General features: G+C 68.8%; 20 protein-coding genes, 2 rRNA genes and 1 pseudogene (1 of these 23 running past the window's edge). 14 read left to right on the top strand and 9 right to left on the bottom strand.

Going from position 1 to position 20,029, the window contains the following annotated elements:
* The first annotated feature begins 110 nt into the window (after positions 1–110).
* The 3 genes from pstC to pstB are packed head-to-tail and all read left to right on the top strand — an operon-like array spanning position 111 to position 2,987.
* Positions 111–1,106, top strand: coding sequence for a phosphate ABC transporter permease subunit PstC (gene pstC / locus WJ438_RS21665; RefSeq protein WP_406729767.1), 996 nt, complete (start codon positions 111–113; stop codon positions 1,104–1,106).
* Positions 1,103–2,167, top strand: coding sequence for a phosphate ABC transporter permease PstA (pstA, locus tag WJ438_RS21660; protein WP_406726703.1), 1,065 nt, complete (start codon positions 1,103–1,105; stop codon positions 2,165–2,167). The genes pstC and pstA overlap by 4 nt, the downstream gene beginning before the upstream one ends.
* A gap of 43 nt (positions 2,168–2,210) precedes the next feature.
* Entirely contained in the window at positions 2,211–2,987 is a 777-nt protein-coding gene (gene pstB, locus WJ438_RS21655; protein ID WP_406726702.1) for a phosphate ABC transporter ATP-binding protein PstB, read from the top strand.
* 109 nt (positions 2,988–3,096) lie between these two features.
* Here pstB and WJ438_RS21650 read toward each other — a convergent pair whose 3' ends face one another.
* Together WJ438_RS21650 and WJ438_RS21645 are read right to left on the bottom strand one after the other, a co-directional pair.
* On the bottom strand, positions 3,097–4,095 hold the full coding sequence (locus WJ438_RS21650; RefSeq protein WP_406726701.1) for an anion permease: 999 nt from the start codon (positions 4,093–4,095) through the stop codon (positions 3,097–3,099).
* Positions 4,096–4,103: 8 nt separating this feature from the next.
* Positions 4,104–4,724, bottom strand: coding sequence for a DUF47 domain-containing protein (locus tag WJ438_RS21645; RefSeq protein WP_406726700.1), 621 nt, complete (start codon positions 4,722–4,724; stop codon positions 4,104–4,106).
* Between the two features lie 240 nt (positions 4,725–4,964).
* Here WJ438_RS21645 and WJ438_RS21640 point away from each other — a divergent pair, with 240 nt between their 5' ends.
* Positions 4,965–5,378 carry a metal-sensitive transcriptional regulator gene (locus WJ438_RS21640; protein ID WP_406726699.1) on the top strand — a complete coding sequence of 138 codons (414 nt, stop codon included), beginning with the start codon at positions 4,965–4,967 and terminating at the stop codon, positions 5,376–5,378.
* Here the strand turns inward: WJ438_RS21640 and WJ438_RS21635 are convergent.
* Together WJ438_RS21635 and WJ438_RS21630 are read right to left on the bottom strand one after the other, a co-directional pair.
* Complete coding sequence (locus WJ438_RS21635; protein WP_406726698.1) at positions 5,367–5,555, bottom strand: hypothetical protein; 189 nt, start codon at positions 5,553–5,555, stop codon at positions 5,367–5,369. The genes WJ438_RS21640 and WJ438_RS21635 overlap by 12 nt on opposite strands.
* A 92-nt stretch (positions 5,556–5,647) precedes the next feature.
* The gene (locus tag WJ438_RS21630; protein ID WP_406726697.1) at positions 5,648–6,499 is read right to left on the bottom strand and encodes a hypothetical protein; all 852 of its coding nucleotides are present in this window, start codon (positions 6,497–6,499) and stop codon (positions 5,648–5,650) included.
* Positions 6,500–6,580: 81 nt separating this feature from the next.
* Between WJ438_RS21630 and WJ438_RS21625 the strand changes: the two genes are divergently transcribed.
* Positions 6,581–6,766, top strand: a complete 186-nt coding sequence (locus WJ438_RS21625; protein ID WP_406726696.1) for a hypothetical protein — start codon at positions 6,581–6,583, stop codon at positions 6,764–6,766.
* Positions 6,767–6,832: 66 nt separating this feature from the next.
* On the opposite strand, the gene WJ438_RS21620 is transcribed toward WJ438_RS21625, so the two are convergent.
* Both WJ438_RS21620 and WJ438_RS21615 read right to left on the bottom strand, forming a co-directional pair.
* Positions 6,833–7,525, bottom strand: a complete 693-nt coding sequence (locus WJ438_RS21620) for a phosphatase PAP2 family protein (RefSeq protein WP_406726695.1) — start codon at positions 7,523–7,525, stop codon at positions 6,833–6,835.
* Positions 7,526–7,735: 210 nt separating this feature from the next.
* The gene (locus tag WJ438_RS21615; RefSeq protein ID WP_406729766.1) at positions 7,736–8,746 is read right to left on the bottom strand and encodes an NlpC/P60 family protein; all 1,011 of its coding nucleotides are present in this window, start codon (positions 8,744–8,746) and stop codon (positions 7,736–7,738) included.
* Between the two features lie 730 nt (positions 8,747–9,476).
* Between WJ438_RS21615 and WJ438_RS21610 the strand changes: the two genes are divergently transcribed.
* From WJ438_RS21610 to WJ438_RS21575, 8 genes are all read left to right on the top strand, one after another.
* Positions 9,477–10,322, top strand: coding sequence for a helix-turn-helix transcriptional regulator (locus WJ438_RS21610; RefSeq protein ID WP_406726694.1), 846 nt, complete (start codon positions 9,477–9,479; stop codon positions 10,320–10,322).
* A gap of 11 nt (positions 10,323–10,333) precedes the next feature.
* Positions 10,334–10,696 carry a DUF397 domain-containing protein gene (locus WJ438_RS21605; protein WP_406726693.1) on the top strand — a complete coding sequence of 121 codons (363 nt, stop codon included), beginning with the start codon at positions 10,334–10,336 and terminating at the stop codon, positions 10,694–10,696.
* Between the two features lie 208 nt (positions 10,697–10,904).
* Positions 10,905–11,213, top strand: a complete 309-nt coding sequence (locus tag WJ438_RS21600) for a hypothetical protein (protein ID WP_042174769.1) — start codon at positions 10,905–10,907, stop codon at positions 11,211–11,213.
* 201 nt (positions 11,214–11,414) lie between these two features.
* Positions 11,415–12,245, top strand: coding sequence for a hypothetical protein (locus WJ438_RS21595; RefSeq protein ID WP_406726692.1), 831 nt, complete (start codon positions 11,415–11,417; stop codon positions 12,243–12,245).
* Entirely contained in the window at positions 12,235–13,578 is a 1,344-nt protein-coding gene (locus tag WJ438_RS21590) for a hypothetical protein (RefSeq protein ID WP_406726691.1), read from the top strand. Before WJ438_RS21595 ends, WJ438_RS21590 begins: the two co-directional genes overlap by 11 nt.
* Entirely contained in the window at positions 13,575–15,134 is a 1,560-nt protein-coding gene (locus WJ438_RS21585; RefSeq protein WP_406726690.1) for an SCO6880 family protein, read from the top strand. The genes WJ438_RS21590 and WJ438_RS21585 overlap by 4 nt, the downstream gene beginning before the upstream one ends.
* A 12-nt stretch (positions 15,135–15,146) precedes the next feature.
* Positions 15,147–16,556 carry an ATP-binding protein gene (locus tag WJ438_RS21580; protein WP_406726689.1) on the top strand — a complete coding sequence of 470 codons (1,410 nt, stop codon included), beginning with the start codon at positions 15,147–15,149 and terminating at the stop codon, positions 16,554–16,556.
* Between the two features lie 32 nt (positions 16,557–16,588).
* The gene (locus WJ438_RS21575; RefSeq protein WP_406726688.1) at positions 16,589–18,118 is read left to right on the top strand and encodes a type VI secretion protein; all 1,530 of its coding nucleotides are present in this window, start codon (positions 16,589–16,591) and stop codon (positions 18,116–18,118) included.
* Positions 18,119–18,146: 28 nt separating this feature from the next.
* On the opposite strand, the gene WJ438_RS21570 is transcribed toward WJ438_RS21575, so the two are convergent.
* Positions 18,147–18,680, bottom strand: coding sequence for a GNAT family N-acetyltransferase (locus tag WJ438_RS21570; RefSeq protein WP_406729765.1), 534 nt, complete (start codon positions 18,678–18,680; stop codon positions 18,147–18,149).
* Between the two features lie 178 nt (positions 18,681–18,858).
* Between WJ438_RS21570 and WJ438_RS21565 the strand changes: the two are divergent.
* Positions 18,859–19,185: pseudogene (locus tag WJ438_RS21565) on the top strand (LuxR C-terminal-related transcriptional regulator); the annotation flags it as partial.
* A gap of 86 nt (positions 19,186–19,271) precedes the next feature.
* Here WJ438_RS21565 and rrf read toward each other — a convergent pair.
* Positions 19,272–19,388, bottom strand: a 5S ribosomal RNA gene (gene rrf, locus WJ438_RS21560).
* An 89-nt stretch (positions 19,389–19,477) separates the two neighbouring features.
* Positions 19,478–20,029, bottom strand: a 23S ribosomal RNA gene (locus WJ438_RS21555) (it continues 2,570 nt past the right edge of the window).

Below are 20,029 nucleotides of genomic sequence, written 5' to 3'. Positions count from 1 at the left end.
AGTGCGGTCCGGTTCCCGACCAGGGGCCGGACCGCACCGTCCGGTGCACCGCCGCCAGGGGCCCTCGACCAGCGAGAGGCCCCGCAGACCGGAGACCCCCTGATGGACACATCGACACAGCAGACCGCCCCACCCCCCGTCCCCCGCCCGCCACCACCGAGCAGAAGCGCGCCGCCCGCGGCGCCACCCGCCCCGGTGACCGGATCTTCCTCGGGCTCTCCCGAGGCTCCGGCATTTTCGTCCTGGCGATCATGGCCGCGATCGCGGCCTTCCTGACCTACCGCACCGTTCTCGCGCTCAGCGAGAACGAAGCCAACTTCTTCACGTCCTTCGACTGGAACCCCAGCGGCAACCCGCCGGAGTTCGGTATCGCGGTCCTGGTCTACGGCACCATCGTGTCGTCGGTCATCGCCATGCTCATCGCGGTCCCGATCTCGGTGGGCATCGCGCTGTTCATCACGCACTACGCCCCGCGCAGGCTGGGCGGCCCCATCGCGTACGTGATCGACCTGCTCGCCGCCGTGCCGTCCATCGTCTACGGCCTGTGGGGCGCCCTCGTCCTGGTACCGAACATGGCCGGCCTCTACGGCTGGCTGGACGAGTACCTCGGCTGGACCGGCATCCTCGAGTGGAACGGCGGCGCCCCGCGCTCCCTGTTCACCGTGGGCATCCTGCTCGCCCTGATGATCCTGCCGATCATCACCAGCGTCAGCCGTGAGGTCTTCCGGCAGGCGCCGCAGATGCACCAGGAGGCCGCCCTCGCCCTGGGCGCCACCCGCTGGGAGGTGATCCGCATGTCGGTCCTCCCGTTCGGCCGCTCCGGCGTGATCTCCGCCTCGATGCTGGGCCTCGGCCGCGCGCTCGGCGAGACGATGGCCGTGGCCATGGTGCTCTCGCCGTCCTTCGACATCAACGCCAGCCTGCTCGACCCGGGCGGCGGCACGTTCGCCCAGAACATCGCCAGCAAGTTCAACGAGGCCACCGTGATGGGCCGGGACGCGCTGATCGCGTCCGGTCTGGTGCTCTTCGTCATCACCCTGCTGGTCAACGGCGGCGCCCGCCTGATCATCGCCCGCCGCAAGGAGTACTCGGGGGCCAACGCATGAGCCACGCAACCCTCACCCCCAAGTCCGCGAGCTCCCTGCGCGGTGCCACGCTCCCCAAGTGGTTCTCCTGGGCGGCCGCCGCGGCCTCCGTCGCGCTGGGCCTCGGCATCAGCAGCCTGGCCGGCCTGCACAGCAGCATCCAGTGGGCGCTGATCGCCGCGATCCTCTTCGTCGTCGGCTCCTACGCCGCCTCCGCGATGGTCGAGGGCAAGCGCCAGGCGAAGGACCGCACCGCGACCAGCCTGGTCTGGGTCGCCTTCCTGATGGCCGTCATCCCGCTGGCCTCCCTCATCTGGGAGACGGTCAAGCGCGGTGTGAAGGTCCTCGACGGCTACTTCCTCAGCCACTCCATGGGCGTCGTCGCCGACAGCGAGCCCGGCGGCGGTATCTACCACGCCATCCTGGGCACCCTGGAGCAGGTCGGCATCGCCACCGCGATCTCCGTGCCGGTCGGTGTGCTCACCGCGATCTACCTGGTCGAGTACGGGCGCGGCAAGCTCTCCAAGGCCGTCACCTTCTTCGTCGACGTCATGACGGGCATCCCGTCGATCGTCGCGGGTCTGTTCATCCTCAGCCTGTGGATCGTGATGCTGGGCATGGGCTACTCCGGCTTCGCCGGTTCGCTCGCCCTGTGCATCCTGATGATCCCGGTGGTCGTCCGCTCCACGGAGGAGATGCTCAAGCTCGTCCCGAACGAGCTGCGCGAGGCGTCACTGGCGCTCGGCATCCCGAAGTGGCGCACCATCCTGAAGGTCGTCCTGCCGACGTCCATCGGCGGCATCACCAACGGCATCATGCTGGCCATCGCCCGCATCACCGGTGAGACCGCTCCCGTGCTGCTGCTGGTCTGGGGTACGAGCGTGATCAACGCCAACCCGTTCTCCGACCCGCAGGCGTCGCTGCCGATGTACATCTACCTGCAGTACACCAACAGCGGCGGCTCCGGCGCGGCCTACGACCGCGCCTGGGCGGCGGCCCTGACGCTCATCGCGTTCGTCATGATCCTCAACCTCGTGGCCCGCGGCATCGCCCGCTGGAAGGCCCCACAGACCGGTCGCTGACGCGGCCATCAGCGACTCGGACTCGAAAGAAGCAGTGATCCACATGGCCAAACGCATCGACATCAGCGGCCTCAACGCCTACTACAGTTCCTTCCTCGCCATCGAGGACATCTCGATGACCGTCGAGCCCCGCGCCGTGACGGCCTTCATCGGCCCGTCCGGCTGCGGCAAGTCGACCTTCCTGCGCACGCTCAACCGCATGCACGAGGTCACGCCCGGCGGCAGGGTCGAGGGCAAGGTCATGCTCGACGACGAGAACCTCTACGGCGCCGAGATCGACCCGGTCGCCGTGCGGCGCGAGGTCGGCATGGTCTTCCAGCGCCCCAACCCGTTCCCCACCATGTCGGTCTACGACAACGTGGCGGCCGGTCTGCGCCTGAACGGCAAGTACAAGAAGTCCGAGCTGGACGACGTCGTCGAGAAGTCCCTCAAGGGCGCCAACCTCTGGAACGAGGTCAAGGACCGCCTGAACAAGCCCGGTTCGGGCCTCTCCGGTGGTCAGCAGCAGCGTCTGTGCATCGCCCGCGCGATCGCGGTCGAGCCGAAGGTGCTGCTGATGGACGAGCCCTGCTCCGCCCTGGACCCGATCTCCACCCTCGCCATCGAGGACCTGATCGGGAAGCTCAAGGAGCAGTTCACGATCGTCATCGTCACGCACAACATGCAGCAGGCGGCGCGCGTCTCCGACCGCACCGCGTTCTTCAACCTGGCGGCCGTCGGCCAGCCGGGCAGGCTGATCGAGATCGACGACACGGAGCGCATCTTCTCCAACCCGTCGGTCCAGGCCACGGAGGACTACATCTCCGGCCGCTTCGGCTGATCCGAACCCCTCGCGGTGCTGCATGGCGGTGCCACCGCGAGGACGCGAAGGGCCCGCCCCCACTACCGGGGGCGGGCCCGAGCATTTGCCGGGGAGCGGAACCTTTCCGCTACAGGACCGCCAGGTGGACCAGCCCGTACGAGGCCGCCGCCACCAGCGCCGCCGCGGGCATGGTGATGAACCACCCCAGGATGATGTTCTTGGCGACGCCCCACCGCACCGCGTTGACCCGCTTCGTCGCCCCGACACCCATGATCGCCGACGTGATCACATGCGTGGTGGAGACCGGCGCCTTGAACAGGTACGCCGTGGCGAACATGATCGTCGCGCCGGTCGCCTCGGCCGCGAACCCCTGCGGCGGGTCCAGCTCGATGATCTTCCGGCCCAGCGTCCGCATGATCCGCCAGCCGCCCGCGTACGTGCCGGCCGACAGCATCACCGCACAGGCGATCTTCACCCAGATCGGGATGGGATCGCCGTAGTCCTCGACGTCCGCGATGACGAGGGCCATCACCACGATGCCCATGGTCTTCTGCGCGTCCTGGAGACCGTGCCCGAGCGCCATGCCCGCCGCGGACACCGTCTGCGCGATACGGAAACCGCGCTTGGCCTTGTGCGGGTTGGCCCGCCGGAAGATCCACATGATCGCGGTCATGACCAGGTAGCCGGCGAGCAGACCGACGACCGGCGACACGAACATCGGGACGATGACCTTCTCCAGCACCCCGTCCCAGTACACGGTCGTCCCGCCGGCCAGTGCCGCCCCCACCATGCCGCCGAACAGGGCGTGCGAGGAGGAGGACGGCAGTCCGAAGTACCAGGTGATGAGGTTCCAGGTGATCGCGCCGACGAGCGCGGCGAACAGGATCCCCATGCCCGTCGAGCCCTCGGGGGTCTGGATCAGCCCCTCACTGACCGTCTTGGCGACCCCGGACCCCAGAAACGCGCCGGCCATGTTCATGACGGCGGCCATCGCGAGGGCCACGCGCGGGGTGAGCGCACGGGTCGAGACCGAGGTGGCGATGGCGTTCGCCGAGTCGTGGAAGCCGTTCGTATACGTGAAGAAGAGCGCGACCCCGATGGTCACGACCAGAGCGAAGGTGTCCATGAAGGGGCTCAGGACTCCTTGACGGCGATGGTCTCCACCGTGTTCGCCACATGCTCGAAGGCGTCGGCCGCCTCCTCCAGCACATCCACGATCTGCTTCAGCTTGAGCACCTCGATGGCGTCGTACTTGCCGCTGAAGAGGTGGGCCAGCAGTTTCCGGTGGATCTGGTCGGCCTGGTTCTCCAGGCGGTTGACCTCGATCCAGTACTCGGTGAGGTTGTCCATGGTGCGCAGGTTCGGCATGGCCTCGGCCGTGAGCTCGGCGGCCCGCGCCAGCACCTCGATCTGCTGGTCGACGCCCTTGGGCAGTTCCTCCACGTTGTAGAGGACGACCAGGTCGACGGCCTCCTCCATGAAGTCCATGATGTCGTCGAGGGACGAGGCGAGGGTGTAGATGTCCTCGCGGTCGAAGGGCGTGATGAACGAGGAGTTCAGCTGGTGGAAGATCGCGTGTGTGGCGTCGTCACCCGCGTGTTCCGCCGCCCGCATGCGCTCTGCGATCTCGACCCGGGCGGGGCCGTCCGCCCCGAGCAGTTCCATCAGGAGCTTGGAGCCCGTGACGATGTTGTCCGCGGACGCGGCGAACATGTCGTAGAAGCTCGTCTCCCTGGGGGTCAGACGAAAGCGCACGTGGGGTCCTCGGGGTGCATCGGTTTCGGTGAGGCTGATGCAAGGCGCACCATCCAGCCACGACTGTCGGGCCGCCCACCAGTGTCACCCATCAAGTACGGCAACAGGCACGGGGGCGGTCCGAGGGCCGCGACGTGGCTGATGTCATGGACATCAGCCACAGTGCCTATACCCAGCAAAGTTCGCTACCATATACCCACCAGGGGTATATGTCGCCCGCCACTGCACCAGGAGGACGCGATGACGACCACCAAGGCCAGCGCCGGCGCGCCCTCCTCTCCGGACGCAACGGACATGCCGGGCGTGACGGAAGCGACGGACGTGACCGAAGTGACCGACCCGACGGCCCTCGTGACCGATCACGACCGGGGCATCCACGGCTACCACCACCAGAAGCAGGAACACCTCAAACGCCTGCGCCGCATCGAGGGCCAGATCCGGGGCCTGCAGCGCATGGTCGACGAGGACGTCTACTGCATCGACATACTCACCCAGGTGTCCGCCTCCACCAAGGCCCTGCAGTCCTTCGCACTGCAGCTCCTGGAGGAACACCTGCGCCACTGCGTGGCGGACGCGGCCCTCAAGGGCGGCGACGAGATCGACGTCAAGGTGAAGGAAGCGACCCAGGCCATCGCCCGCATGCTACGGACGTGAGCCGACCCCCGGCTCCGTACACGCCTCGGCCACCTTCAGCACCTTGTCTATGTTCTCCAGGCTGAGCCGGCCCTGGGCGGCGGAGGCGGCGATGATCAGCTCTCCGCACAGTTCGATCTCGGCGAGGGCCACATGGTCCTGAACCAACCCGCCACCGAGCGGGGCCACACGCGTCACCTCATATCCATACCGTCATACGGGCAGAGGTTCCCCAGCCTAGGCAGCGCCCCACGCCCCGCGCATGGCACGTAAGGGCTAGTTCCCGCCGGTCATTCCTCGGCGATGCGGCCCGCGTAGATGTCGGCGGGCTCCGGGAGGCGTACGTCGACGGGGGTGCCGAAGTCGTAGAGGAGGGTGGTGGAGGCGACCGCGACCGGCTTCTCCTGCTCCCCGTTCATGAAGCTGAACCGGTGGCGGACCTTCCGGATGCGCCCCTCGTCGTCCAGGTAGACGTCGAAGGGGACCTCGGCGGTGGCGAAGCCGGTCGCCGCCGCGCCCAGCGGCCCCTTGTTCGCGTCCGAGGCGGCGCGCGCGGCCTCGTGCAGATCCGCCGTGCCCCGGTAGTGCCGCACCTCGGCCCCGGCCAGCTCCATCCTGCCCACGAAGGTCGCGGACCGCGTCCCGCGCAGCAGCTCGGCCGCGGCGAACGGGTCGGTGACGCCGCCGGTGACGAGGTTCCCGTCGGACAGCGTCCCGGTGTCCACCCGCACCCACTTGTCGGCGGGCACCCCGGCGCCCCGGTTCTTCATGAACAGCGCGCCCGGAGCGAGCAGTTCGGTGATCGGCCGGCGCATCGACGTACCGGACGGGTCCTGCGGCAGCAGCACCTTCAGCCGCCCCAGCCGCTTTCGGTAGTCGTACACACCCTCCCCGCGGATGGTCACCCGGGTACCGCCGGTGGCCATCTCCATGGAGGTGCGCGCCTTCGAACTGCCCGCGTCCACCAGCGCGTCCGCGGCCTCCCGCACCACCGCCACCGCGGAGCTGCCGGACGACCCGCCGGTCGCCGCCCCGCTCCTGCCGCCGCACCCCGCGACACCGCCGAACACCAGACAGCCGACAGCTCCGAGGGCAACGACCGCATCACCGGTCCGCCCGCGCCGCAGTACTCGTCCTGCCATGGTCCGCCTACCCCCGCTACGTCCGACACGGGCCGCCTGTTCTCCCGGTTAACGACCGGTAGGGGAGCCCGTCACGCAGACATGGCGGAGCGGTACGGTGGTCCGGTGGAACAGCAGGGAGTCGCGGTAAGCCTCCAGGAACACAGGACAACCACATCCGAACAGGGGCGCTTCTGCGTCGCCCGCTGCACCTGCGGCTGGCGCGGCCCCGCGAGGAGAGCCAGAAGCCAGGCCCGTACGGACGCCCAAAAACACTCGGTGGAGTGACCCGTACCGGGAAAACCACCCCCGGGGCCACTCCACCTCATGGCATGCGTCACACAGGACGACGGGCTACGCCGCCAGGTCGCGCTCCTCCGGCCCGGACGGCCGGGCCTCTCCCGGGGTCACCCGCGCCTCGGTCCCGTTCCCTTTGACCAGCCATCCACCCCGCCGCGACTGCTCGATCGCCCGCATCAGCGGGGTCAACAGCGCCATGGCGGGCGGCGACAGCAGCAGCGCGACGGCCGTACCGAGCGCGAGCCCGCCCACGACGTCCGTCGGGTAGTGCACACCCATGTAGACCCGGATGAACCCCCCTACCACCCCGAGCACCAGGCCGATGACCCCGAGCCGCCGGTTGGCCAGGAACAGCCCCACCGCCAGGGCCATGCAGAGCGTCGCATGGTCGCTGACGAACGAGTAGTCGGTCTTGCCGTCGACCAGGACCTCGAGCCCCTCATGGTCGAGGAAGGGCCGGCGACGCTCCACGAACTCACGTATCGGCACGTTCACCAGGACCGCGATGCCCGCCGCGAGCGGGGCCCACACCAAGGCCGCCACGGTCGGGGCCGCGTCCTCGCCGCCCCGCTGTCTGACGCCCCACCAGCACCACATCACCAACGCCAACAAGGCGAACAGCAGGCCGAACTCACCCACGAATTCCATGATGCGGTCGAACCACGGTGGTGCGGCCTTCGCCAGGCCGTTGATGTCATAGAGCAGGTCGACGTCGGGGTTCGACCCGGAATCTGCGAGTCCAGCCATGGTGCTGAGGCCCCTTCGTCATCTCTCTCGGCGCACGCTGCGTACGCCGCTACCCCACCCCCGTGGTGTGTAGATCCGCTGGCCTGTTCGGCTACGACAACAGGAACGCACGGCCCCCGTCGATACGTTCCGCCCTCCATCGAATGATCACGCAGACGTTATCGAAGAGAGATGCGTTGTCGCAGCTCAGGAGGCTGGTTCACGCACCGCTCAGATCGTCGTGGAGAGCGCTTTCGCGCCATCTTCGGTGACGCGGGTGGCACCAAAGTAGTCAGGTGTGTCAATCGGGTCGAATCGGATCACGGCACCCGGACGCGGCGCGTCGATCATGTACCCGCCGCCGACATAAATGCCCACATGCCGGATGGCCCGTGAATTGGTGAGGTCGTCCGAGAAGAAGACCAGATCGCCGGGGAGCAGTTCGTCCCGCGCGGGGTGCGGTCCCGCGTTGTACTGGTCGTTCGCCACGCGCGGGAGCGTGATCCCCACGCTCTCGTACGCGGCCTTGGTCAGCCCCGAGCAGTCGAAGCGTCCTCCCTGGTCAGCGGTGCCGTTACCACCCCAGAGGTAGAGTGTGCCGAGCTTCTTCTGCGCGTAGTCGATGGCTCCGGCGGCCTGCTTGGACGGGTCGACCCGGCCGACCGGCGCGGCGAAGCTCTTCTCCAGCGAGAGGATGCGCTTGACGTAGTTCTGCGTCTCCTTGTAGGGCGGCACACCTCTGTACTTGATGACCGCGTACGCCCCTGCGTTGTACGAGGCCAGCATGTTTTCGGTCGGATTCCCCGGCACGTCCTTCACATAGCCCGCGAGGGCGCAGTCGTACGACGCCGCCGAGGGAATCGCGTCGTTCGGGTCCCATACGTCCCGGTCGCCGTCGCCGTCCCCGTCGACACCGTGGGTGGCCCAGGTGCCGGGGATGAACTGGGCGATGCCCTGCGCCGCCGCGTGACTCTGCGCCTTCGGGTTGAACCCGCTCTCCTGGTACAACTGGGCGGCGAGCAGCGCCGGGTTGATGGCCGGGCAGAGATTGCCCCACTTCTGCACGAGGGCCTGGTACGCGGCCGGCACGGATCCCCTCGCCAGCGTCTTCGCGGCACCGCCGCCGACCCCGCCCACGAGGTTCCCCGCGACGACGAAGACGCCGACGGCGAGCAGCATGACGAAGGCGAGCGCGGAGCCCACAGCGACACTTGCCGCGATCCAGGCCTTACGCACCGTCAACCGCCCCTCACCGTCCGGGAGTCCGTCAGCCACGTCAGTGTAGAGGCGCCCGTCCCTCTCCGGGGTGATCATGGGAGGAGCGGGAACGTACACGCCGCAAGGGGCAGGACGCGCGGCGTCAGCCGCACTCCGCCCACAAGAGCTTCCCCCGGTCAGCGCCCCCACACCCCACGAGGACGCGCAGGCCCGCACCAGCGGCAGCCCCCGCCCGCCCTCCGCCTCGTCCGGCGGTACGTCGAGTGGCGCCCCGTCGGCGAACCCGGGCGGAACACGCGGGTCCGTGTCCCACACCCCCACCCGCAACCGCCCCGGCTCCGCCGAGCGCAGCCGCAGGGCGTAGGGGCCGGTGGTGTGCGGATGGGCGTTGGCGAGGAGCTCGGCGGCCACCAGCTCCGCTGTGGGCACGAGTTCGACGAGTTCGTGCGCCCCCAGCACGGTCCGCAGGGTGACGCGGGCGATGCGCGGAGCGCGGGGATCGTGCGGGAGCTGAAGGGTGTACGACCAGGGCGGGTTTACGGTGGGCATGGAAGTCTCCTATCACAGTGGGCAGTTGATGGATTGCGTACGGTGGTGACCCAGTGGCATGCCGATCCGTCGATCGGTGCGCTTCTGGGTGGGGGCGCCTGCAACTAAGCCAGTGGGCTCCGTAAAAGCCTTTACACAGATTCCATTGAAACCTTCAAACTGCACTCGTGTGAGTGACACGCACGGCTAGGAGGCGGGCCAGCCCGTGAGAAGCAATCCGACGGGTCGCCAGCTCCGCTTGGGCACCGAACTGCGCAAACTCCGAGAGCGGGCCGGCCTCACCGCGGTCGAGGCCGGTCAACTCCTTGGCGTCAAGCCGACCCAGATCAGCAACATGGAGGCCGGACGAGCGGGCGTCAGCCCCGAGCGCGTCCGCACCATGGCCTGCCACTACGACTGCGCCGACACGGCCCTGGTGGATGCCGTCGCCGCGATGACGGGCGAGCGCAAGCGCGGCTGGTGGGAGGAGTACCGCGAGATCCTGCCTGCCGGACTGCTGGATCTGGCCGAACTCGAATGCCACGCGACGCATCTGCGCGCCTCCGTGACTGCGCACATCCCCGGCCTGCTCCAGATCACGGACCACGCCCGCGCACTGTTCCGCCAGGTCGTGCCGGATCTCGCGCCACCCGACATCGAGCACCGCGTCTCCTTCCGCATCAAGCGCCAGACCGTGATCTACGGGAACCCGGCGACCCCCTACTTGGCGCTCATTCACGAGGCCGCACTACGGATGCAGTTCGGTGGCCCCGCCACCGCTGCCGCGCAACTGCGGCACCTGTTGGACATGAGCGAGCGGGACCACATCACCATCAAGGTCATCCCGTTCGACGCCGGAGGCTTCCCGGGGTCGGGACAGTCGATCTTCTACTCACGTGGTCCTGTCCCCCAGCTCGACACCGTCCACCTCGACCAGGCGCACGGCCCCGCGTTCCTCGACGCCGAGGCCCAGCTCAACAAGTACCGCGTCCTTCTGGACCGGGTGGAAGCCCGAGCTCTCGCCCCTGAGAAGTCGCGGGACGTCATCCACACCATCCTCCAAGACCTCTGAAGGGACCCGAGATGCCCCAGCTCAGCTGGCAGAAGTCGTCGTACTGCGGCGAAGGCGACTCCTGCGTCCACGTCGCCGCGACGTCGGCCCCCCGGGCCGCCATCCACATAACCGAGTCCGCCGACCCCACCGGAGCGATACTCACCACTACGCCCGACGACTTCCTGAGACTTCTTCAGGTACTCAAGGAGGAAAGGGAGGTGACGGGCAACCGGCCCACTGCCCTCGACGTGACCGTCGAAGACGACCGCACCGTCCGTATCCACGCCGACGCGACCCCCGGCACCACCGTCACCACGGACCGCCGCCGATGGGACACCTTCGTCCTCGGCGTGCGCGCGGGTGAGTTCGACCATTTCGTGGCCGGAGCGTGATACACAGAGTGACGATACGACTCATCACCCATCGGTCCGCGCCCCTGCCAGGGACCGGCGCGCGCCGGTGAGAAGCTTTCTTCATACGAAACCCGCCAACTAATGACGCCGAGTCGACATACGACGGCGTCATCGTCGGCGACAATGGGGCCTGACCTCTGCATGCCCGCAGAGGGCACGGAACGACCCGACAGGGGCGGTGACTTACATGTTCTTCGCGGCCGACGAGGGAGACATCAACACCATCATCGGCGGGATCGCTCCCGACTGGGGCCCCTTCGGCAGCTTGGGCAACGAGGCCAAGGTCATGATCGAAGTGGTCATGGCGCTCGCCATCCTGATCTGCCTGGGCATCGCCATCTGGGGAGCGGCGAAGCAGCGCATCGGCGCGACGGCGCTGCGCGACACCTTCAGCGCGGAGCAGGGCAAGGGCCTGATCATCGCGGGCCTGACAGGGGTCTTCATCATCGGCTCTCTGGGCACGGTGTTCACCATCGTGTACGGAATGGCCGTGTAGGAGACCCCCCATGCCTCCGACCGGGCCCGTCCGGTCCCTCCTTCCACCCCACCCGCCCGTCGCGCCCACCGGCTGAGGTTGCGTTTCCCTGATGTCGACTCATAACACCGCGCCCGCGCGGGAACCAGCACGGCTACCGTCGTACATGGAGTACGTGGAGTACGAGGTGTTTCCGCACGACGCTGAGGGGGCGTACGCGGTATGAGTCTCGGAGACGAGCACGGGAACTCCGGCGGGTACGGCGGCACGGGCCAGACGCACACCCGCCTGCCGGAGGCCGACGTCAACCCGTACGCCGGTGGGCGCAGAGGCGGCCGTACGTCGTCCCGCAGCCTGGTCACGGTGGTCGGCGTGGTGGTGCTCCTGATCGCCGCGATCGCCTTCGCGAACCGTGGAGGAGACGATTCCTCCACGGGCGAGGGCGACGACTCCCCGAAGGCGGCGGCGACGGCCCCCTCCGGGGAGAAGCCGGTGCAGTCGAAGGAAGCCGGCATCCCCTCGGGCTTCGCCCACAACCGCCAGGGGGCGGAGAGCGCGGCGGCGAACTACTCCATCGCTTTGGGTTCCGCCGAGTTGTTCGACAAGAACCGCCGGCGCGAGATCGTCACCGCCGTCTACGCCCCTGACGTCGCCGCCGCTCGGCAGGCGGACCTTGACCGGGCCTACTCCAACGAGGAGTTCCTGACGAACATCGGTCTCGACAAGAACGGCAAGGCACCCACCGGACAGACCTTCGTCTCCCGGGTGATCCCGGTGGGCACCAAGGTCGCCAAGTCCAACGCCAGCGACGCCACCGTCGAGGTCTGGTACACGTCCTTGTTCGGTCTGTCCGGCGAGGGCTCGACCAACCCCGTGACGGAGAGCTGGTACACGACCACGTACCAGTTGACGTGGATCGACGAAGACTGGAAGGTCACGGACTTCCAGCAGAGGGACGGCCCTGTCCCGGTCGGGCGCGATCAGAAGGCCTCCACTGCCGACGACATGACGAAGGCTGTCGAGGAGTTCGGAGGGTTCACGTATGCGCGCTAACCACCGCTTCCTCAAGCTCACAGCCGCCGTCGCCGTCGTACAGGGCGCAGTGGTGCTGCTCGCCACCCGCGCGGCCGCCGAGCCCACACCGAACCCGACGGGCAGCAACGACCCTTGTGATCTGATCCGCGGCCCCGCCAAGGACTACTGCGATCGAGGCGGCGGCGGAGGCTCCGGTGGCGGTTCCGGCGGGGCCGGCACCCTCAACGACCCCACCTCCGCCCTCGACCCCCTCGCCGCCCTGGCAAGGGGCTGCGCCGACGCCGCGTCCTGGACGATCAAGAAGCTCAGTGCCGCCGTCGACAAGACGGCCGCCGTGGACTTCACGAACCCGACGTTCCGTCAGCAGTACGCCGTCGTCTTCGCGGCGTCGACGATCCTGACGCTGCTGCTGTGGCTGCTGGCCGTCGCCAAGCGGGCCGTACGAGGCGTCCCCCTCACGACCGCCCTCTCGGAGGCCCTCGGCTTCCTCTGGCTCACGGTGCTGGCCTCGGCGTTCACCCCGCTGATCCTCTACACCATCGTGTCGGCCACGGACAGCGTGACCGACGTCCTGGCGAAGGCGACGGGCGACCAGACGGACACGTTCTTCGGCACGTTCGCGGGCGCCCTGGAGAAGGGCGAGGACATCGGCGGCGGTCCGATCATGCTGATCATCGTCTCGCTGGTCTCGATCCTCGCGGCCGGTGTCCTGTGGCTGGAGCTGGTCATCCGCGCCGCCCTGCTCTACGTGGGCGCCCTGCTCGGCACCGTCGTGTACGCGGGGCTGGTCGACAAGAACCTGTGGGGGCACGTCCGGCGCTGGGCGGGCATCATGATCGCGGTGATTCTGGTGAAGCCGGTCATCGTCATAGTGCTGGGCCTGGCGGGCGCGCTGTCCGCCGACGACGGCCCCAACGCCTTCTCCGCCGTGGTGTCGGGTCTGGCGATCATCCTGCTGGCCATCTTCGCCAGCGCGATGATCTACCGCTTCGTGCCGGGTTTCGGCGACGAGATCGCGAACTCCCGCAGCAACCGCATCATGCAGGGCGCCGAGAGCAAGGCCGCCGCGGTCATGAGCTCCCCGGCGACCCTCGTCGCGCAGGGCATCAAGACCCACAGCACCCGCGCCGACAGCAACGGGGGCGGCCAGTCCTCGTCGTCCGGCGGCGCGCGCCCCTCCAATCCAGCCTCCGGCGGAGTGGCCGCGCACAGCTCGCGCCCCTCGAACGGTGGCGGCGGATCTGTCCCCTCCGCCGCACCCGCACCCCGCTCGGGCAGCCCGGTGAGTACGCCGCACGCCGGCCGGAGCAACAACAGCAGTAACAACAGCACGGGAGGTGAAGGGCGTTGACGACCGAGTCCCACCTGTCCCATCCGGTCACGCCCCGCCGTACGTATCTGATCGGCCGGGCCCGGCCGAACGCGATCGTCGGCCGCAATCGGGAGACCGGAGAGATCGCGCTGATCGTCCTGGGCGCGTTCTTCGGCATGATGGCCGGTCTGCTCGTCCCCGTCCTGTCCCTGCGGATCGTGCTGCTCGCGGGCCTCCCGATGATCGCGCTGGCCGCGGTGTACGTGCCGTACCGGGGCCGCACGTTCTACAAGTGGTTCGAGATCAACCGGAGCTACCGGCGGACCGTGCGCCGGGGAACGACGTACCGTTCGGGCGTCGTGGAAGCGGGCACCCGGCTGGACGGCCGGGAGGTCGAGGTCGGACCGCCGCCCGGGATCGGGCGGATCACCTGGCTCGCCGCCCCCTTCGGGCCCGACGAGATCGCCGTGCAACTGCACGCGGACCGCAAGACGGTCACCGCGGCCATCGAGATCGAGGGCCCCGGTGTGGGTCTGCGCGACTCCGAGGACCAGGAGGCGCTCGTCGACCGCTTCGGCACGCTGCTCAAGCACGTGGCGAACGGCGACGGCTTCGTGACCCGCATCCAGATGCTCGCCCGCACGCTGCCCGCCGACCCCGACGCACACGCCAAGGACGTCTCCCTCCGCGGCGACGAGAGGGCGCCGCAGTGGCTCCAGCAGTCGTACGACCAGCTGCAGTCGATGGTGTCGACCAGCAGCGAGCAGCACCGCGCGTACCTCGTCGCCTGCATGCACTACACGCGTGAGCTGGCCGCCGAGGCCAACGCGATGGCCCGCGCGGTGCGCACCCAGGGCCGCCGCAAGGTGGACCGGGACGCCGGGCTGGCCGTCGTCATGGCCCGTGAGCTGACCGACATCTGCTCCCGGCTCCAGGAGGCCGACATCCGCGTACGGCAGCCGCTCGGCCAGAGCAGGCTGTCCTCGCTGATCCACTCCATGTACGACCCGGACCACCCGATCGACCACATCCAGGCGATGACGAAGCGCAACGCCTGGCCGGCCGAGCTGGACGCCATGGAGCCCACCTACCTCCAGGCCAAGACCCGCGAGTCGTCCACCCGCGCCCCCTGGTGCCACGCCACGGCCTGGGTGAAGGAGTGGCCGATGACCCCGGTGGGCGTCAACTTCCTCGCGCCCCTCCTCGTCCACACGCCGGACGTGATCCGCACCGTCGCCGTCACGATGGACCTCGAACCCACCGAGGTCGCCATCGAGCGCATGCTGACGGAGAAGACCAACGACGAGGCCGAGGCGTCCCGCGCCGCGAAGATGAACCGCACGGTCGACCCGCGGGACATCGCCGCGCACGGCCGGCTCGACCAGCGCGGCGAGGACCTCGCCAGCGGCGCGGCCGGCGTCAACCTCGTCGGCTACATCACCGTCTCCTCCCGCAACCCCGAGGCGCTGGCCCGCGACAAGCGGACCATCCGGGCCTCAGCCGGAAAGTCGTACCTGAAGCTGGAGTGGTGCGACCGCGAGCACCACCGCGCCTTCGTGAACACACTCCCGTTCGCCACCGGCATTCGAAGGTAGGGGCTGAGTCCGATGCGGGATCCGCTGTCCGTCGTCACCGACGCCTTCACGTCCTTCCTGTTCGGGAAGGTCGAGACGACACGACTGCCGGTGCGTACGTCCACAGGCCAGGCGCAGGCCGTCTACCTGCCGACGGCCGCCCCCGGCCTCGGCGACTCCGGCGTCATCATCGGCCGCGAGGTCTACTCCGGCAAGGGCTACATCTACGACCCGTTCCAGCTCTACGGCCAGCAGCTCCCCGCGCCGCACTGGCTGGTCCTCGGCGAGTCCGGCAACGGCAAGTCGGCCCTGGAGAAGACGTACGTCCTGCGCCAGCTGCGCTTCCGCGACCGCCAGGTCGTCGTCCTGGACGCCCAGGGCGAGGACGGGGTCGGCGAATGGAACCTCATCGCGCAGCAGCTGGGGATCACTCCCATCCGGCTGGACCCGACGGCCGCCCTGAACCACGGCATCCGGCTCAACCCGCTCGACCCGACGATCACCACGACGGGCCAGCTCGCGCTGCTGCGCACCATCATCGAGGTCGCGATGGGGCACGGTCTGGACGAGCGCGCCGGCTTCGCGCTCAAGGTCGCGCACGCCTACGTCACCGAGACGATCGTCGAACGCCAGCCGGTCCTCACCGACATCGTCGAGCGGCTGCGCCACCCCGAGGCGGAGTCGGCGGAGGCGATGAACGTCGCCATAGACGACGTACGGGCCTGGGGCCTGGACGTCGCCCTGGTCCTCGACCGGCTCGTCGACGGTGACCTGCGCGGCATGTTCGACGGCCCGACGACGGTCGGCATCGACCTGGACGCGCCGCTGATCGTCTTCGACCTCTCCCACATCGACCGCAACTCCATCGCCATGCCGATCCTGATGGCGATCGTCGGCGTCTGGCTGGAGCACACCTGGATCCGCCCCGACCGGAAGAAGCGCATCTTCCTGGTCGAGGAGGCCTGGCACATCATCAACAGCCCGTTCGTGGCGCAGCTGTTCCAGCGGCTGCTCAAGTTCGGGCGCCGGCTGGGTCTGTCGTTCGTCGCGGTCGTCCACCACCTGTCCGACGTGGTGGACGGGGCGGCGGCGAAGGAGGCGGCGGCCATCCTGAAGATGGCGTCGACCCGGACCATCTACGCCCAGAAGGCCGACGAGGCGCGGGCGACGGGCAGAGTACTGGGCCTGCCCCGGTGGGCGGTGGAGATCATCCCCTCGCTCACCCCGGGCATCGCGGTCTGGGACGTCAACGGCAACGTGCAGGTGGTCAAACACTTGATCACCGAGACCGAGCGCCCGCTGGTCTTCACCGACCGCGCGATGACCGAGTCCTCCGCCGACCTGTCCCACGACGCTCTGCGCGCCGCCGAACTGGAGGCGGAGGAGCGGGCGGCGGCCTTCGTGGAGCAGCACGTCGGCGACTCCGAATCGACGGTGGCGTAAGGGCGTCGGGGCGACAAGGGAGGGCAACGCGCGTGAGACCGGACGGTCACGGTGGCGGGCAGGGTCAAGGCCGGGACGGCCAGGGCGGCATCCCGGACGGGCTGCTGGTCGGGTTGCTCGCGTTCCTGCTCAGCACCACCCTGCTGGTCTGGACGGCCACCGGCCTCGCGGGCTTCTTCGCCCGCGGCTCCTGGCCGTCCGGCGTCACCTTCACCCGCACCCCGGTCGCCATGCGGCATCTAGTCGCCGAGCCCCACGACATCCCGGGCGCCTGGCCGGACACCCCGGCGTCCGCCCTCTCGGGGTACGGGCTTTTCTGGGGCCTGTTCATCGGCCAGCTGATGCTGTTGCTCGTCCTCACCCTCTTCGTCCTGGGCACGGTGGCCCGGTGGCGGGCGGTAAGGGCCCGGCAGAAGGCGGAGCGGGCGGCGGGCGCGACTGCGGCGCCGGAGCCGGTCCAGCACGAGGTACCGACCCCGAGAGCGGCACCCGAGCCCAGATCCGAGCCCGTACGGGAACGGGAGACGGCACCACTCCCCGGCACGGCACCACTCCCCGCCGTCACGGTACCGCCGCAGGAAGCCGCCCCCGCTGAAGCTTTCCCTCCCTCGGCGGACTCGGCGTCTTCGGCGCTCTCGGCCCACCCGGTGTTCTACGGTCCCCCGGACACCCGTCGCACCACCGCCGCCTCGGCCGTACGAGACGCGGAGGGCCCCGCCCTCGTCGTCACCTCGGACCCCGCCCTCTGGGCGGAGACCAAGGACGCGCGGGCGAAACTCGGCCCCACCCACCTCTACGACCCGACCCACCTCTGCGACGCCCCAGCCCGCCTCCACTGGTCCCCCACGGCCGGCTGCGAGGACAAGGAGACGGCCGCCGCACGCGCCGCCGCCCTGCTGGCCCCGGTCCGCCCCGCCTCCCGGCTGGACCAGGCCATCAGCGACACCGCACAGACCCTCCTGCGGAGCTACCTGCACGCCGCCGCCATCGACGGCCGTACCATCCGCCACGTCCACCGCTGGGCGCAGGGCACCCAGGTCCAGGACGCGGTACGCATCCTGCGTACCAGCCCCAAGGCCGCCCCGGGCGCCGCGGGCGAACTCGAGGCGACCCTCACCGCCTACCCGGAACGCCGGGACATCGCCCAGCAGTTGACGACGCGCGCGCTGTCCGCCCTGCTCACGGTCAACATCCGTGAGGCCTGCACTCCGAACCGAACTGATGCCCTCGCCCTGGGTTCCTTCGTCCACGAAACGGGCACACTTTATGTGGTGGGTGAATCCATCGAGGATCCCCGCACCCAACCGGGTGCGATGCCGTTGCTGACGGCCCTCACCGCAAGCGTGGTCGAGCACGGCCGCCGCATGGCCGAACGGTCATCCTCCGGTCGGCTCGACCCACCATTCACGCTGGTCCTGGACGACGTGGCGGCCGTGGCCCCGCTCCCCCGGCTCCCGGAGCTCCTGACCACCGGCACGGACCGGGGCATGCCCACCCTGGTCCTCCTCCGCTCCCGCGAACAGGCCCGCGCCCGCTGGCCGCACGACGAACTGCCGGTGTGAGCGGGGACGCTCTCCCGCTGAGGGACGTTCAGCGCTCGACGACCATCTCCAGCTCGTGCTCGCCCGGATTCCCCGCCAACGGCACGGTCACCCCGCTCTCCACGAAGCCCGCCTTGCGGTAGAAGCCGAGGGCGCGCCCGTTCTCCGGGTGCACGATGAGCCGCACCCGCTCCATACCCCGCGCCCACGCCCACTCCAGCGCGACCTCGAACAACGCCTTGGTGAGCCCGTTCCCCCGGTGCTCGGGCCGTACGTACACCCCGGCGAGGTGCCCCTGCCGCCGCTCGACGGGAAACCCGGCCCAGTCCGTCGTGCCGGCCTCCTCGACCAGCACGGCGACCGTGCCCGCCCAGGTGCCGTCCGCCGTCTCGGCGATGAACTGCCGCACCCCGCCGGCACCCTCGGCCGCGCCCGCCGTCCGCTCCTGCCAGTACGTGTCGGGACGCGCCACCGCCGTCTCGTACGTGTCCAGGAAGGCGATGTGCGCGACCGGGTCCCGCAGCGCGATGAGCCGCAACCCCTTCACCGCGGGCCACTCCTCAGCCCGCACCGGCCGGATCACATACTCCCCGAAGGGGGTGCCGGCCCCTTCCCGGAACTCGTAGTCCTCATACCGGCCCACCGTAGTACCCGGGTACCACCGCCCTCACCCGAAATACCACCCGTGGTCCGACGCCCGCCGCCCCCGCGCGGACGAGCATCGAACCATGATTACGGCACAGGAACTCACCAAACGCTACGGCGACCGGACCGTCGCCACCGGAGACGCGGTCGTCGCCCCCAACCTGACCCGCCGCCTCCTGGACGCCTACGTCCACCACTTGCCGACGAACAACCCGAACCCGGACTCGGACCCTTCCCTGCCCACAGGCCCGCACACCGACCCCCGCCTGGTCTCTCTCACCGAGCGCGAACGCGAGATCCTCACCGTCATCGGCCAGGGCTGGACCAACACGGAAATCGCCACCCGCCTCCACCTGGCCGAATCGACGATGAAGACCCACGTGGGCCGCATCCTCGCGAAGACGGGCTCAAGGGACCGCATCCAGGCCGTCGTCCTGGCGTAAGACACAAAACTGGTGGAGTCGTCATAAACACAACGGGAAACGCGGAAAGCCCCGTGCCGAAGGGCACGGGGCTTTCCACAACAATTGTTCGGCGGCGTCCTACTCTCCCACAGGGTCCCCCCTGCAGTACCATCGGCGCGGTAGGGCTTAGCTTCCGGGTTCGGAATGTAACCGGGCGTTTCCCCTACGCTATGACCACCGAAACACTACGAAACACTCGACAACCGACACCATGCACCACACATGGCGGCGTTCGTGGTTTCAGAACCAACACAGTGGACGCGAGCAACCTGGGGACAAGCCCTCGGCCTATTAGTACCGGTCAACTCCACACGTTACCGTGCTTCCATATCCGGCCTATCAACCCAGTCATCTCCTGGGAGCCTTACCCCATCACGTGGGTGGGAGCCCTCATCTCGAAGCAGGCTTCCCGCTTAGATGCTTTCAGCGGTTATCCCTCCCGAACGTAGCCAACCAGCCATGCCCTTGGCAGGACAACTGGCACACCAGAGGTTCGTCCGTCCCGGTCCTCTCGTACTAGGGACAGCCCTTCTCAAGACTCCTGCGCGCGCAGCGGATAGGGACCGAACTGTCTCACGACGTTCTAAACCCAGCTCGCGTACCGCTTTAATGGGCGAACAGCCCAACCCTTGGGACCGACTCCAGCCCCAGGATGCGACGAGCCGACATCGAGGTGCCAAACCATCCCGTCGATATGGACTCTTGGGGAAGATCAGCCTGTTATCCCCGGGGTACCTTTTATCCGTTGAGCGACGGCGCTTCCACAAGCCACCGCCGGATCACTAGTCCCGACTTTCGTCCCTGCTCGACCCGTCGGTCTCAC

Source organism: Streptomyces sp. GD-15H (assembly GCF_045291515.1).
In the GTDB taxonomy this organism is placed as follows: domain Bacteria; phylum Actinomycetota; class Actinomycetes; order Streptomycetales; family Streptomycetaceae; genus Streptomyces.
This window is presented reverse-complemented; position numbering and strand designations above follow the sequence as displayed.

Excerpts from the sequence above, each read along its gene's own strand:
- pstA (WP_406726703.1), top strand. The coding sequence starts at position 1,103 with ATGAGCCACGCAACCCTCACCCCCAAGTCCGCGAGCTCCCTGCGCGGT.
- pstB (WP_406726702.1), top strand. The coding sequence starts at position 2,211 with ATGGCCAAACGCATCGACATCAGCGGCCTCAACGCCTACTACAGTTCC.
- WJ438_RS21650 (WP_406726701.1), bottom strand. The coding sequence starts at position 4,095 with ATGGACACCTTCGCTCTGGTCGTGACCATCGGGGTCGCGCTCTTCTTC.
- WJ438_RS21640 (WP_406726699.1), top strand. The coding sequence starts at position 4,965 with ATGACGACCACCAAGGCCAGCGCCGGCGCGCCCTCCTCTCCGGACGCA.
- WJ438_RS21630 (WP_406726697.1), bottom strand. The coding sequence starts at position 6,499 with ATGGCAGGACGAGTACTGCGGCGCGGGCGGACCGGTGATGCGGTCGTT.
- WJ438_RS21625 (WP_406726696.1), top strand. The coding sequence starts at position 6,581 with ATGGCGGAGCGGTACGGTGGTCCGGTGGAACAGCAGGGAGTCGCGGTA.
- WJ438_RS21620 (WP_406726695.1), bottom strand. The coding sequence starts at position 7,525 with ATGGCTGGACTCGCAGATTCCGGGTCGAACCCCGACGTCGACCTGCTC.
- WJ438_RS21605 (WP_406726693.1), top strand. The coding sequence starts at position 10,334 with ATGCCCCAGCTCAGCTGGCAGAAGTCGTCGTACTGCGGCGAAGGCGAC.
- WJ438_RS21600 (WP_042174769.1), top strand. The coding sequence starts at position 10,905 with ATGTTCTTCGCGGCCGACGAGGGAGACATCAACACCATCATCGGCGGG.
- WJ438_RS21595 (WP_406726692.1), top strand. The coding sequence starts at position 11,415 with ATGAGTCTCGGAGACGAGCACGGGAACTCCGGCGGGTACGGCGGCACG.
- WJ438_RS21590 (WP_406726691.1), top strand. The coding sequence starts at position 12,235 with ATGCGCGCTAACCACCGCTTCCTCAAGCTCACAGCCGCCGTCGCCGTC.
- WJ438_RS21580 (WP_406726689.1), top strand. The coding sequence starts at position 15,147 with ATGCGGGATCCGCTGTCCGTCGTCACCGACGCCTTCACGTCCTTCCTG.